Raw genomic sequence first — 15,086 nt, 5'->3', positions numbered from 1 at the left:
TATTAATGCACCCATATTTATACTCTATTTCATCAGAAGTATTATTTACTTAAGAATAAAAAAGTAGGCATGCTAAGCACGCCTACTAATGCTAATCCACACTATTCACTTAAATATATTTATTAATATATTACTTTCTACTACTTTCCTTTATTTTTTCTAGATTGCTCATTTAATTTCTTTGCCTCTTCAACTCCACTACTCATTGATCCAGTAGCAGCAGAACTTAAAGATGAGTTTCCGCTTGCTGATTGTGCATTTAGTTGTTTAGTTTCTTCAACTATAGAATTACTGCTTCCTGTTGAAGCTGCACTTGTCATTCCACTCTTATGTTGTCTTGATTGCTCATTTAATTTTTTTGCTTCTTGTACTCCATTCACATTAGTAAGCATATTATTTTCTCCTTTTTTATCAGCATATTTTATGTAAGTCTAATATAAAGCAAATTATTTTTTAGTTATACTTTTGACTTACGAATTATATTTTGTCTAGTTCTCATATACTTATTACAAGAAAATAACACTAAATTTGATTTATTCATGGTCCAATATTCAAATATTTTATATTTGCTAATCACTATATTTTAAAGCTTCTCACTATATCACTAAGCTCTTCAGTAAGTTTTGTTAATTCATTTATAGAACCAGCCATATTGTGAATATTAGCTGTATTTTCTTCTGAAGCAGCCATAACTTCTTCTGTAAAAGTTGATGAATTCTCTACAATTAGTAAAATATCTTTTGTATATTTACTAATCCTATTTGACACACTATTTATGTCTTTAGAGAAATCCGCAACTTCTCTTACATAGTTAAGTATGTCATTTGCATTAACTTCAATTCCATTAAATCTTGAGGATGCTTCATTAACTACAGCTACTCCATTTTCTACATATTGAGTTCCATTACCTATATACATAGTTATCTCTTTTATTTGATCCTGAATTTCTTTAACAACATTTGTTATAAGTCCAGCTGAAATACTAGATTCTTCGGCTAACTTTCTTATCTCTTCTGAAACAACACTGAATCCTCTACCTGATTCCCCTGCTCTTGCAGCTTCTATTGCTGCGTTGAGAGCTAGAAGATTAGTTTGATTTGATATCTGCGTTATAGCTTCCACTATCTGATTTATCTTCAAAGAGTTTTTCTCTAATTCCTCTATCTTTTCTACATTCTTCTTATTGAATTGAAATATTGAACTCATATTGTTTTCAATATCCCCCATGGATTTTGCGCCTAGTTTACTTATAGTTTGCGATTCCATAGTTATTCTTGAAGTCTCTTCAAGCTTATCAACTGCCTTTTTTATGTCTGAATCTAATTTTGTCATCAACATAGATACTTGATTTATCTCATTTAGTTGCTTACTAGCACCAGTAGAAATCTCTTCTATAGAAGAAGCGACCTGATTACTTGCACTGCTAGTCAGCTTAGATGCACCTGTAAGCTCTTTTGAAAAATTATTTACAGCTTTTGAAGTATAATCAATCTTAGCTATTATATTTCTAAGGCTTTGTACACTTACTTCAAAAGCGTAAGCTAACCTTCCAATTTCATCTTTTCTCAAACTAATTCTGCTTTCCTTACTTAAATCCCCCTTTGCTATAGCTCCTGCATACTCTACTAATTCTTTCAATGGTTTTGTCACTTGCCCAGAAAGAATAAAAATGAATACTATTAAAATACTTCCACTAATGACTAATATATATAATGAAAGATTGTTTTGAAAAGCACTCTTATCTAAAGAATTCTCTATATCAGAATCCTGCTCTTTAGCAAACTTATTCGTCAACTCTAGAATTTTCTCTGAAGCTTCATCAAACTGAGGCATAAACTTATTTCCTGCTTCTGTACCATCTTTTATGTATATATTAGCCATATTTGTACCTACAATATAGTAGTCATCGAAAGCTTTTAGTATATCATCTATTTGATCCTTCTTATGAGGCTCTAGAGCTTTAAGCTCATTAGCGGACTTCTTAAATTGCTTTGCATTGTCTTCAGCCATCTGTAACCCATCATCTAGTCCATCCAGTGCTCTAGTAGCACTTATATCTGACAGGTACTGCCATACTGAAATAAGGCTTGTAGACATCTTATTAGACAACTTATAAGCTGGAAAGATAGTTTTATTAACGGATTTTATATTCCTATCTCCTTTGTAAGATAAAATTCCATTTGTAAAAACCATAACAGTAATTAAAAAGATTATAATACCAAACTTTCCTCTAATAGTTTTTAAACTCATTTTACTCCTCCTGCGCTTCTTTATTGATTAATTTTTTAGTATTGTATTTATAAATACTAAAAATGAATTATCTTAAGTTCTAATCATGTTTTATATACTTAATCAAAGTTTTATTAAAAATATAGATTTGTGAATTGAAAATCTTTCATATCTTCCTAGACAATAAAAAAGGCCAATATAAAAGCTAACTAATTAGTTTGCTTTTATATTGGCCGGTTGCACTTTAAACTCAGAATTTCCAAGTGCCCAAATTAAGAAATCCTTCATAGTTTCCAATATAATTCAACATTATTTTATAATTCCATATATATACATATTAACACATACTTTTTCATTTTTCAACATAGGACTTTCCAGCTAAATCCTATTTGCTATCTTATTTAATTCCTCTGCTAAAGTAGCAACTTCTGTAATACTAGCAGTAACCTCTTCCATTGCTGCAGACTGTTGCTCTGTAGTTTCAAGAGTAGAATTGGATGTATCTAATGTTCTATCAACAGATTTTTGTATCTGTTCAGTTAACCCCATGATAGCAACAGCAGTTTCTTTAGACACTTCAGATAGTTTCTTTATTTCAGTAGCTACTACTCCAAAGCCTCTACCTGCCTCGCCTGCTCTAGCTGCTTCAATAGCAGCATTTAATCCAAGCATTTTGGTTTGGTTAGCAATGCTTTTTATAGACTCTAATATATTATTTATTTCTACAGATATATGTTTAACATTTGTTATTTCATCATTCAAACTATGCTGATTGCTAGCAACATTTAATGAAGTAGCACTTAGTTCTTCCATTGTAGCAGATATTTGGCTAAAGTTTTCATTTAATACTTGTGACATATTGCTGAGAATTAGCTGCTCATATCCCGCTCTAGATAATGAATTTGCTACTATAAATAATACCTCTGCAGCTGCCTTTACATTTTCCTCTTCAGTCATATAAACATTCTTTGCAGCCTCGATATATCTATCAGAATCAATACCTATCTCAATAGCAGTTTGCTTAAAAGTTTCTTCCTTTGGAGCAGAAGTAAGTATTTGTCCTCCCAGAATTGTTCCGATCAAATGCCCATCTATCAATATTGGAGCTGCAAAATCTATCAGGCCAGCATGACATGTATAAATATACGGTTTTCCAAGCCTTGCAGCTTCTTCTCCTCCTTTTTTATGAGAAATCGCACATCTACTATTCCCCTCATTAGTTGACTGAGTTAGATTGATACAAAAGTTTGTATATGAACTTGGTTTTGTTACTGGTGTTCCGTTTCTATCAACTGTTACACTTGCTATATTCATTCCAGTTGCAAAGTTATCTTGAAATGTTTGTAGTAGTTTTATGTCTATCACATCAGTTATCTCTAAAATCTCTAAGTCTAATTCCCCGTTCTCTAATCTCCTAATCATATAAGCCTCCTAAACCACATTAAATTTATCCACATTTTCAATTTTATCCCCTACTAAGATTATCGTAATAATCTATGCTAAGTTAACCTTTTATTGCATATTAATCATTTGCTAAATAAAAAAGCTCACTGATGAGACTTTCAGTAAGCTTTTCTACATTCAAATTTTAATTCCATCTACTTATTTCTCTTATATACATTGCCTTTGCAAATAAATAATAGATAGTTTGAAATAACAAGTATATGCATACTATTAACATGAGATATCCACTAAGATTAGACCTCAATATATTACTTAAAGCTTTAATTGCAAAGCAAGTATGCAAGAAAGCCACTGCAAATGGAAGAAAAAACATAATTGCACATTGTATATTGATAACCTTCTTGATTTCTCGGAATGACATTCCCATCTTCTTTAAAGCTATAAACTCTTGCTTATCCTTTTGTACCTCATTGAATAGCTTAAAATACAATATACTTCCTGTAGCAATGAAGAATAATATTGATATAAATGTTCCTATAAAGAAGAATAAGGACATACTTTTCATAACTTCTGTAAAATCTGTAACTCTCTCATTAAATCTTTTTAACATCTCTTTTGGAATTTGATTTTTTATTTCTGTTACAGCTTTCTCCGCTTTCATAGAATCTTTTAAATTATATCCGTAGTAAATTTTAAGCTTGTCATTTTTAACTTTATCCTTTAACTTTATAAAATCATCATCGCTTATTACCACTGTGTTGGCATAGTTCTGCTCTGCATTTATTATACCTCCGCTTATCTCATCTATCAGTCTATAAGTCACAGATTGACCTTCTATATTTAGATTAAGTTCCTTAATATCTGAAAAGATTTTTTTACCATCTCCACCAGTAAAGTTATATGAATGTATTACAGCTTCTCCAGCTTTAAGGTTATGCTTTGATATTTTCTCACTATTAGCCAATGAATTGTAATCCGAATTTGAAATAATATAAAAATCCTTCTTATTATTTAATCCTTTTTGCTTTTCAGCTTTATCAATGCCTTCATTAGTTCCTTTTAATAGAATAGCCTTATTTTTTCCTTGTATTTCATTTCCATAAAGCTTAAGAATTCTATCTATACTTTCAGTAGATATTATCTGATGTGAGTCTATCCCATCTTCAATAAAGCTTATATCTTGTGGAAAGTTAACTACAATGTTCTTTTGAACAACTTTTTGAAAAGAATATACAGATGCTGAAGCTGTCAAAGTTACTGCTGAAAGTATTGATACTGCAAATAATATCCTTGAATTATCTTTAAGTTTATATATTATCTGAGACAGGGTTATCATATTTATACCTTTGTAAAAGACCTTCTTATTGCTTTGCAGTTTGTTTGTAAAATAAACGCTAAATTGAGAGTAAAACATATAGGTTCCAGCTACAGTAACAACTAAAATAGGAAGCATAGTTATAATAATAGCTTGCCCTGATACCAAGGCCATGATATATCCAAATGCGATAAGCATTATGGCCGCTATAGCCTTCCTAACAGAAAACTTAGGCACTGGTTTTGCTATCTTAGCACCTTTCAATAATTCTATAATATTGTTGTTCTTAATCTTATGACTAGATATAAAACATATTCCCTGAAATAAAATCAAAAAACAAACTGCTGTCAAAATTATAGCTTTAAATGAAACCATTACTGGAAGTTCTGCATCTAAAATCAGTATAGCTGAAACCGCCATAAAGAAAAGCTTTGAAAATATAATTCCAAAAACAAGTCCTGTGACTATTGAAAGTATAGCTACAGCTAGGTTCTCAAACATGATATAACTTCTTATCTGCCTTCTGGTAAGGCCAAACATAGTAAGTAATCCAAATTCCTTTTCCCTTGACTTTAAAAAGCTTGATATGGAGTAATTGGTAAAGACCAGTGTAAATACAAGTATTACGATTTCACAAAGGTACATGGCTTCTGTAGTAATGGCTCCCATTTGTCCCATAACTTTTATATTTTTCACTTGAGGGTTCATTAAGAAGTTTGCAAATATGAAGAATACCATTACCACTAGGGCATTGCTAAAATAGTACATTACAAACTTTTCAAGATTACCCTTTATATTCTTAAGAGCAATATTACGCAAGGTCATTATATCGTCCTCCTATAAGCGTAAGTGAATCCATTATTTCCTTAAAGAAAGCCTGCCTGTTTCCTCCTTTTACTATTTCTAAAAAGTGCTTTCCATCCTTTATCATAATTATTCTTTCACAGAAACTGGCTGCAAAAGGATCGTGTGTTACCATCATAATAGTTGCTTTCTTTTCTTTATTTAAATTACTTAGTGATTCCATAACATCCTGAGATGCTTTAGAATCAAGATTTCCTGTTGGTTCATCAGCTAATATTATAGATGGATCATGAATAAGTGCTCTAGCACAAGCAGCTCTTTGCTGCTGCCCACCAGAAGTTTCATAGGGCCTTTTATTTAAAATTTCCTTTATATTCAATAACTCAGCTATATCCTCCACTTTCTTTTCTATTTCTGATACCTTTAGTTTATCTAGTACCAATGGAAGTATTATATTTTCCTTTATGGATAGCGAGTCTAGAAGGTTAAAATCTTGAAATATAAATCCAAGTTCTTTTCTTCTAAATAATGCTGCTTTAGTTTCATCAAGGTTGCTTGGGTTCACTCCATTTATAAAAAGCTCCCCTGAAGATGGAGTATCAATAGTTGCAAGAATATTAAGAAGAGTACTCTTTCCACTTCCTGAAGGCCCCATGACCCCAACAAACTCTCCTTTTTCAATATTTATGTTAAACATATCGAGAGCTTTCACTGTTAAACTCCCTCTTCTATCACCATAAATCTTAGTTATATTTTCTGCTTTAAGTACCACCATATTATCCTTCCTTCCAATTGCATTTTAAAGTTTAAGTTACTTATTTAACTATTAATTTATACATGCCTAAAGATGTCTAAAGCCAGGAGTTTCGAACAAGCATAAATTAAGTTTCTATATAAAAATTCTTTAACAATTACTTGATGATAAAAGCAAAATAAAAATATGTTGTTCTGTATTCAAGCATTGTTATGTATACATTATAAAAAAAATAGAGAAATCAATGTATCGATTTCCCTTTCAAAAATAATATTAATCTTACAATATTGAAAGATTAGTCCCTTTCAACAATATTATTAAACATAACCCAAGATTAAAACTTAAATAAGTTCTTGCTATTATAGAAAACTATGAAAAAAGTAGTTCCTTTTCCTTCTTCTGATATAACCTTCAATTCATGACCTAATTCATCGCAAACTCTCTTAGATAAATACATCCCCATACCTGTGGACTCAGAAGTTTTTCGGCCATTTTTTCCAGTAAAGAAGGCGTTAAAGATTCTGCTTAAGTCCTCTTTGGGAATACCTATACCTTCATCAGTTATAGAAAGTGTTGTAGTAGCCTCCTCTTCGCTAACTGAAAAGAAAATAGATTTGCTTTTATCATCATCAAATTTACAATACTTTATAGCATTTATTACTATTTGATTTATAACAAAATATATCCACTTCTTATCAGTTTGCACCGATATATTTTCACTAACATTTATCTTAGGGAAAATGTGGTTTCTTATCATGGATTTTTTATTATCATTAATAGCCTTTCTTACAATTGATATTATATCCAGACTTTCCACTTTAAAATCAAGATTAAATTCACTGAGCCTAGCATTATTAAGCATCATGTCAAGACCATGGGATATCTTTTCATTTTCCTCTAAAATACTGTCAAATACCTCTCTGTGATCACTGTCAGTTTGATCTTGAAGCATAAGGTTAATAACTGATACAGGAGTCTTCATTTGATGCACCCATTGATTTACAAAATGCATATATTGTTTATGTGTCTCTTCATATTTTATAGTCTTTTCACCTACATGCTTATGTATTTTAATCAATATTTTTTTAAACATCTCTTGTTCCTTACTTAAACCGTCTCCCAGGCTAAGAGATTGATTCAGAGTGTCTTCCGACTTAAGTATCACTTCTAATTGCTTAAGAAAACTTCTGTTTCTATAGTAGTCGCAGACTATAAATAACAGAAATAATATTGTTGAAACAAAAAAAGCATAAAACACATTACTTTTAGTTATGTTAATCTTATTTATTATTAGCGTTAAATACATTATAAGAATAACAGTAGTATTACTTATAAAATATACAACTATATATAAAACTCTATCTTTTAGGAAATTCTTAAACTTCATATAATCACCTACTTTAAGCTTACCAACTTACTATTATTCTATATCCCTGTCCCCTTTTAGTTTCAATAACATCTGAAATACCAATCTCTTCAAGTCTCTTTCTTACCCTAGTCATATTTACTGATAGGGTATTATCATCAACAAAATCCACATCATTCCATAACACTTCTAATAAGTTCTCCCTAGTTACAATCTTATTTGCGTTCTTTATAAGCGAATATAAAAGTTGAAATTCTTTCTTGCTAAGCTCAATTTTCTTACCTTTATACTCTATAACATTTTGATTTATATATAAAAACATTCCATTCGCCTCAAGAACCTCACTACTTGTGTTTTCCGCATAACTTCCATATACCCGCCTTATAACACCTTTTATCTTAGCCAACAGCACATCATAAGAAAATGGCTTGGTTATGTAATCATCTCCTCCATTTTCAATGGCCATGACTTGATCCATATCAGAATCTCTAGCTGATATGAATATTATTGGAACATTTGATATGGTCCTTATGTCTCTACACCAATAAAATCCATCAAAAACTGGTAAGTTTATATCCATAAGCACAATATGAGGATTATTTTTTATAAATTCAGTTTTTATCTTATTGAATTCTTCTATAATTTGAGACTTATAACCGTACTTTTCAAGATGATTTTTTATGAGAAGGCTTAGCTTTTTATCATCTTCAATTATCATTACACTATACATTTACTTACCTCCAATTAAATTAACTAATTGCTTTACTTGTTATTGAATATTAAAAAAACATAAACATATATCTGCTTTATTTGTTGTAAATATGCCTTAAGTTATATATTCACATTTTATCATAAGATATTAAATTAGTATTAGAACTATAGGTTTTCTATATCGAAACTTAATTTATACTTGTTCGAAAATCGCGGGTTCTGGGGATTATCGGTCATATATAAATTAATAAATCATTGCAATAAAAGAAAGCCATGTATTTAGGTTATGTATTTTCCCTATTAATACATGGCTATATTCTTAATGTATAGGCTATTTTAGTTCTTAATCTAAATTATTAGTTTTAATGTTCTTAATAAGCTTAGATGTACTAGCAAAATCCTCTTTAGTTATTTCAGCTCTTCCAAGTAAACTTTCTAACATAGCTTCTTTGAAATTATTTGCATTAAATATTCTTCCAAGGAATTTAATCATAAAAACTATCCTCCGATAATTACGTTATATAGATATGATATTCAAATTGAAAACAAAACTTCCTTATAAAGTAAAATAATAAGGCATCTCGTATGATTACTAATAATCACTACTAGACACCCTATTATCTAAGACTTTTTAATATCTATGCTAACATACTACTTTGGATTAGCAGTTTTTCTCTTCGTTGCGGCAAATACAACTGCTCCAAACCCTACAGCTAATAAACCTAATAAAATCAATGCATTTGAATCTATTATAGATCCAGTCTTAACTAAAGTTTCTACTCTCTTTGTAACTGTAGCATTATCTTTATTAGTTAAGAAGTAATCGCTGCAATGTTTTATTACTACATCCACATAGTATTGATTACCTACTTTATAAGCAGTTAACTTATCTCCAACTAATTCGGTATTCTTTGTTGAAGAATTGTAGTAATAGAAGTATATTGGTTTAGTTGAATCAAGTTTGTTTGAGTCAACAGGTATTCTCACTTTTATTGGAGCAGGAAGTATACCTTCATATCTAAAGGATATTATCTGAGCATCACTAGCAATCTTACTAATAACTTTACCATTAGGTGCCGAAGGATTTAAGGTTAAATCCACATCCTTTGAAATATCAGTGATATCTTTACCGTTTATTGTATATTGTAATGTAATTCCTTGACTTTCAACCACAAAGGTTACATCCTTATCTATACCTTTTATAGCTGAAAGCACTTCCTGCTTAATCACTGGATTACTTACTGCATTTACAACAATAGGAGCACCTGCTTTTGAATTATTTATAGCAGCCTTAATAGCATCTGCTGTAGACTTTCCATCTGCAGTTACACTTAAGCTTAAAGTAAAGTTAATTGTTTTCTCAAAACTATTCCCAGCTTTGTCTACTGCTTTTACAACAAGTGTATGACTACCTTCAGCTCCAATAGCTATCTTGCCTTCAGCAGTTAAAGTAACTGGATTACTGTCTAAATGTACAGACACAGAAGCAGCTTTATCATCAGTTTCTATGGTTGCAATAACTATGCTGTTGTCATAGCTCTTACCATCTGCAACACCAGAAACTTTAATTGTAGGAGCTGTTTTATCAATAACAAAAGTTATAGACATATCGCTCTTATTTCCTGCCTTATCTATTACTGTAGCCTTTAGTACATAGCTTCCTTCTTCACTTATTACCTCACCACTATATGGCTTGCCATTTAGCGTAGTAGTCACAACTGCATCCTTATCGTCAACTATTACCTTAGGATTAACAGCTTTATTGTACAATCCATTGTTTTCTACTCCTGATATAGATAAAGCTGGAGCACTCTTGTCTATTACAAAGTTCTTCACTACTTCATTTACATTTCCTGCCTTATCAACGGCTGTAATCTTTAGAGTATAGCTGCCTTCAGCAGTTATATCTTCACCATTATATGCTTTATCATTTAAAAGTTCAGTAACTGTAACTGGATTTACATCTTCTGTGGTTACTGTAGCCTTAACTGACTTATTGTATATGGCCCTATCTTCTACCCCTGCTATATTAACTGTTGGAGCTGTCTTATCTATAGCAAAGCTTATAGAGGTTTCACTCTGATTGCCAACCTTGTCAACAGCTGTAGCCTTTAAGGTGTAGTTTCCTTCTGCACCAATTGGTTCTCCATTGTATGGATTTCCATTCAAGGTTAAAGTTACAACTGCATCTTTATCATCAGCTATTACTTTTGGATTTACAGTGTTATTGTATAGACCATTATTCTCCACACCCTCTATAGAAAGTGAAGGTGCTGTTCTATCTATAACAAAAGCCTTAACTACTTCTGTTATATTTCCAGCCTTATCTATAGCTGTAACCTTTAAAGTATAGTTGCCTTCTGCAGTTATTTCTTCACCATTATATGCTTTATCATTTAAAAGTTCAGTGACTGCCACAGAGTTCAAATCCTCAGTAGTAACAACAGGCTTAACAGCCCTACTGTATACAGCCTTATTCTCTACCCCTGTTACCGTAACAACCGGTGGCACCTTATCTATATTTTTAACTTCTTTTATTACGGTTTCACCAACATTTCCCGCTTTATCCATAGCTCTTGCATAGATATTAGTATTTTCTGTTATGTTAAAGCTTCCAACATAGTCTATCCATTCTGCATTTTCTTTTAACTTATATTGTATCTTTGCTTCTGTATCCTCGGAAGCTATTGATACAGCAACATCTTTATTAGTTGGTTCCTCGGTGCTTAACTTTACATTTGGTGCTCCAGGAGCTATAAGATCCACTACAAAATCTGCTGAGCTTAAGTTTACGCCTACTCCTGCATTAACATCAGAATTATATATAATCCCAATATTATCCAATATATCTTGCATTACTATAAAGCTTAGCTTTGCAGTTCCTGATGTAAAGGAATCATCTATAGTTAGCTCCCCTTCGTAGGTATCTCCATTAAGCTTCAAGGAAACTTCCTTTTCTATTGGTTCTCCAACAGTATTTATTACATATAAAGCATTAGCTTCATTAGCTAAACCACTTTGATCCTGAGCTTTTGCTTTAATCTTTACTGTATCACCCTTTTTCACAAACTTTTTATCAACTTCTATTGAGTTTAATACTGGAGATTCTTTATCCTCTGTTACCTCAAACTGTCCAGCACTTAGGTCTTTACCTAGTCCATCACCATGTAGCTTAGAATTATAAACCACTGATACATTACCAACATTATCATTTAGTGTAATAAAGCTTACTTGCCAAGTGCCAGCAGTGAACTTTTCATCTATATCTAAATTACCTTCATAATGTCCATCCTTTAGAGCCAATGTAACTTCTTTTTCTTCATCTTCTCCATTAGAATTTTTTAATACATATAGAAGATTTGCTTCTTTTGCTAAACCTGAGTCTACATCACTAGCTTTTATCTGGATATTAACTGAAGATAGCTTAGTAACTTTATTCTTATTAACTGAAATTGCTTCAAAGGTAGGACCAGCATTATCATCTCCAGCTTTAAAATCAGCTGAACTCAAATCAATACCTACTCCTGAATTTACTGCAGAATTATAAAAAATCTGAGTATCTCCATTCTTATCACCAACAATTACATAGCTTAGTTGCCAGTTTCCTAGGTAATTACTGTCTGGAATATCTACTTTACCTTCGTACTTACCGTTTACCAAAGGCAGAGAAACCTCTATTTCTTTCTCTTCCTCACCAGTTTTCATGACATATAGTGCATTAGCCTCATCAGCTAAACTTGCAGCAGTACCTGTTGAAGCATCTATAACTAGCTTATTGCTTCCTCCAGGAGATACATATTTACTTTCCACAGTAACACTATTTAATGAAATACCTTTATCCTCAGCCAACGCATTGGTCTTGGTGGTTCCTAGATATATCATATTCACAAACAGCAAGGAGCTTAGAAAAATGCTAAGTTTTTTTCTTATTTTAAATACTTTCAACATTTTCACCCTTTCTATTAGTCTAGAGTTTGTCCATTATAGGCTCCTAACTATGATAATTTTACTTATAACGTGAGAGACGGAAGTCCCTCACATCTATAAATTATTTTTTTATCATTATAGTTCCAGTACTCATATCCTTGCTTTGTGCAGTTACATATATCTTTAATCCAAGCTTTGGAATATTACGTCCTGCATCTGGTAATTCACTATTCATATAGTGTTTTTGATCATCAAATATTGGGTGCATAAATGTCTTATTATCAGTTAATGTTCTTGTACCATAATCTAAGAACATATTAGACCCCTTTTTAAGACTAAATGCTGCATCATTTAATTGATATCTTGTAGTTGCGACAGTTCCATCACTCCACTTGTTTATAGTTTGATCTGCATCAACTATTCCTACAAATCCATCTCCAGGATGTCCACCTGCTGAAACTGGACCTGTGCAGTTATCAGAGAAGAAATCATCTGCATACCATATAAGCATACCTGGATCATAAGACATTAGACTGTTTCCTCTCTTTATATCTCCAAGCGCTGCATCAACTCCAGCATGACTTCTCCATTCAACTAGATAATATTGCTTTGTATACATCTTTCCATCATCTTTTTTAAAGCCATTAAGAGTTAACTTAGCGTCCCCTTCAGCATTATCAGCAAAAGCCACACCATTATTAGTACTTAACTTAATATCATCTATATAGAAACCTGGATATGTGGCACCAGCATCTGTCCAGTAATCTATTTTTATATCAACTTTTTTCCCCTTATAGTCAGATAAATCAAAGGAAGCATCTACCCAACCGTTGGATTTTCCAGTGATACCATTACCAGGGTTTTGCTCATTTGGATTCTTATCTGTAGTTATATTTCCTTTAACAGATGTCCACTTACTTTCTCCTTCAGCTTTAACTTGAATTGAAGCATAATCAAAATCTGGTTCTATATCATACCAAGTCTTAAAGCTCAATTGTGCGGTAGAGGCATTAGTTAAATCAACTCCAGGTATAACCATAGAGTTATCTAGATTATCACCTTTACCACTAAAGTACTCATATTTTCCTTCAGCAGGAGTATTTATAGTTGTTGCCTTATCAGGTAAGTTAACTCTTACAAAATCATTGTTCTTACCTTTTACACTAGCTTGATCTAGCACATAAGAAGCACCCTTCTCAGTAATATCTTTATAATCAACAGTTGTTCCATGGAACCAGTTTCCACCATAGGTGTTTTGGAAATACTGCTTACACCATGGGCTAAAACCTGATGGTTCAGTACCAGGTACTTTACCTGACCAGCTTCCTGCTGACATTATTGACCAGTATGCTACAGGCTCACCTGCACCAGTGTAGTTAATGTCATACTCATCAGGAAGACCTAAGTCATGTCCATATTCATGAGAGAAAACCCCTGCTGCTCCATCTTCAGGTTCAATAGTGTACGGATATGCATACATCTTTGTTCCAGTTATATTCCATGGAACTGCCGCTCCATTTGAAACAGAATAAACCTTTGAGCTGTGTGACCAGATCGCATTATCACCTAATGCTCCTCCACCAGCTTCTTCACCAATACCTGAATGTATTATCATCAAGTGGTCTATTATACCATCCGGCTGATTTTTGCCGCCTGCTACAATACCATATGGATTTTCCAAATCAAATTGCTTTAAGAAATCTTCACCTTTGTCTTTTACAAGAGCTAAAAGTGCCTCTTTAACTAAAGCTCTTGGGTTAGAATCATTACCACCTGAAGCAGTATGTGCTCCATAGTAAGCTGCTGGGTGAGAGGCTGTATACCAACCAACTACTGATCCACTAAAATCGTAAGTCTTACCAGATTGTTCATCATAATATTGCTTCATAGATATTAATTTTTCTCCATTTGGACCTGCATAACCATCTGTTCCAAATAGCATGTTTGAAAAGTGTCCTGGAGTATAATCTTGATAATACATATCGGTTTCACCAGGTTTTATATTATTATGCATTAAATCAGGGAATTGAACTAGTATAACTAAAGCCTTTCCCTTTGTTATATTCCCGCTGCTTTCTGCATTGGCTGATACACTTTGAGCATTCTTAGAAGTTGATTTCTTCGAAGCTTCCTGTGAGAATTTCTTTATACCTGCTTGCTCCATTTGTTTTAACTTTTGAGAGCTTGTATCATTTTTCTTTTCGATATCCTTTAGATAATCTTTCAATATTTTGCTGGCTTGCTCTGGAGTAGCATTTTTAGGGATTCTACCCTTTTTCTTTAACATTTCAATGATTTTTTCATCATTGGCAATAGCTAAATCCACTGGTGTTAATTCCTCACTAGATGATAGAGCTAAGCTTTTCCCGAAATTTTTAATCGTGTTTGTATTAATTGATGATACTGAGCCAATACTAACAGCTACAGCCATCAATAAAGCAACTGCTTTTGTTTTTAACAAACTGATAACCCCCTTTTATTTATATATATATGAATGTTAAATTAATAGCTAAATATTAAACTCACTATATTAAGCTTTGTAGTATCCAACAATTTACCTAATTAATTTAACTTAG

The 15,086-nt window shown here is 32.1% G+C and carries 10 protein-coding genes and 1 riboswitch; all 10 genes read right to left on the bottom strand.

What is annotated here, in order from left to right; all coding sequences use genetic code 11:
• Positions 1-140: 140 nt before the first annotated feature.
• Positions 141-392: a hypothetical protein gene (locus tag GXK57_RS15385; RefSeq protein ID WP_160678079.1), complete on the bottom strand. Its 252-nt coding sequence runs from the start codon at positions 390-392 to the stop codon at positions 141-143.
• 184 nt (positions 393-576) lie between these two features.
• On the bottom strand, positions 577-2,250 hold the full coding sequence (locus tag GXK57_RS15380; protein WP_160678077.1) for a methyl-accepting chemotaxis protein: 1,674 nt from the start codon (positions 2,248-2,250) through the stop codon (positions 577-579).
• A gap of 201 nt (positions 2,251-2,451) precedes the next feature.
• A riboswitch (cyclic di-GMP riboswitch) is annotated at positions 2,452-2,533 on the bottom strand.
• 74 nt (positions 2,534-2,607) lie between these two features.
• On the bottom strand, positions 2,608-3,651 hold the full coding sequence (locus GXK57_RS15375) for a PocR ligand-binding domain-containing protein (protein ID WP_160678075.1): 1,044 nt from the start codon (positions 3,649-3,651) through the stop codon (positions 2,608-2,610).
• Between the two features lie 166 nt (positions 3,652-3,817).
• Complete coding sequence (locus GXK57_RS15370; RefSeq protein WP_160678073.1) at positions 3,818-5,773, bottom strand: ABC transporter permease; 1,956 nt, start codon at positions 5,771-5,773, stop codon at positions 3,818-3,820.
• Complete coding sequence (locus tag GXK57_RS15365; RefSeq protein ID WP_160678071.1) at positions 5,760-6,527, bottom strand: ABC transporter ATP-binding protein; 768 nt, start codon at positions 6,525-6,527, stop codon at positions 5,760-5,762. The genes GXK57_RS15370 and GXK57_RS15365 overlap by 14 nt, the downstream gene beginning before the upstream one ends.
• A gap of 313 nt (positions 6,528-6,840) precedes the next feature.
• On the bottom strand, positions 6,841-7,893 hold the full coding sequence (locus tag GXK57_RS15360; protein ID WP_160678069.1) for a sensor histidine kinase: 1,053 nt from the start codon (positions 7,891-7,893) through the stop codon (positions 6,841-6,843).
• A 19-nt stretch (positions 7,894-7,912) separates the two neighbouring features.
• The gene (locus GXK57_RS15355; protein WP_160678067.1) at positions 7,913-8,602 is read right to left on the bottom strand and encodes a response regulator transcription factor; all 690 of its coding nucleotides are present in this window, start codon (positions 8,600-8,602) and stop codon (positions 7,913-7,915) included.
• A 324-nt stretch (positions 8,603-8,926) separates the two neighbouring features.
• The gene (locus GXK57_RS15350) at positions 8,927-9,076 is read right to left on the bottom strand and encodes a hypothetical protein (RefSeq protein WP_160678065.1); all 150 of its coding nucleotides are present in this window, start codon (positions 9,074-9,076) and stop codon (positions 8,927-8,929) included.
• A 158-nt stretch (positions 9,077-9,234) separates the two neighbouring features.
• A complete protein-coding gene (locus GXK57_RS15345; RefSeq protein ID WP_160678063.1) occupies positions 9,235-12,528 on the bottom strand; it encodes an Ig-like domain repeat protein in 3,294 nt (1,097 codons plus the stop codon).
• Between the two features lie 103 nt (positions 12,529-12,631).
• Positions 12,632-14,971 carry an immune inhibitor A domain-containing protein gene (locus GXK57_RS15340; protein ID WP_160678061.1) on the bottom strand — a complete coding sequence of 780 codons (2,340 nt, stop codon included), beginning with the start codon at positions 14,969-14,971 and terminating at the stop codon, positions 12,632-12,634.
• Positions 14,972-15,086 lie beyond the last annotated feature (115 nt).

The sequence above is a fragment of the Clostridium sp. C8-1-8 genome (assembly GCF_009928445.1).
Taxonomy (GTDB): domain Bacteria; phylum Bacillota; class Clostridia; order Clostridiales; family Clostridiaceae; genus Clostridium_AR.
The sequence above is the reverse complement of the archived record's forward strand: the minus strand, read 5'-3'. Positions and strand labels throughout refer to the sequence as shown.

Bases quoted from the DNA above. Each gene is read 5' to 3' on its own strand.
- GXK57_RS15385 (WP_160678079.1), bottom strand. From the start codon at position 392: ATGCTTACTAATGTGAATGGAGTACAAGAAGCAAAAAAATTAAATGAG.
- GXK57_RS15380 (WP_160678077.1), bottom strand. From the start codon at position 2,250: ATGAGTTTAAAAACTATTAGAGGAAAGTTTGGTATTATAATCTTTTTA.
- GXK57_RS15375 (WP_160678075.1), bottom strand. From the start codon at position 3,651: ATGATTAGGAGATTAGAGAACGGGGAATTAGACTTAGAGATTTTAGAG.
- GXK57_RS15370 (WP_160678073.1), bottom strand. From the start codon at position 5,773: ATGACCTTGCGTAATATTGCTCTTAAGAATATAAAGGGTAATCTTGAA.
- GXK57_RS15365 (WP_160678071.1), bottom strand. From the start codon at position 6,527: ATGGTGGTACTTAAAGCAGAAAATATAACTAAGATTTATGGTGATAGA.
- GXK57_RS15360 (WP_160678069.1), bottom strand. From the start codon at position 7,893: ATGAAGTTTAAGAATTTCCTAAAAGATAGAGTTTTATATATAGTTGTA.
- GXK57_RS15355 (WP_160678067.1), bottom strand. From the start codon at position 8,602: ATGTATAGTGTAATGATAATTGAAGATGATAAAAAGCTAAGCCTTCTC.
- GXK57_RS15350 (WP_160678065.1), bottom strand. From the start codon at position 9,076: ATGATTAAATTCCTTGGAAGAATATTTAATGCAAATAATTTCAAAGAA.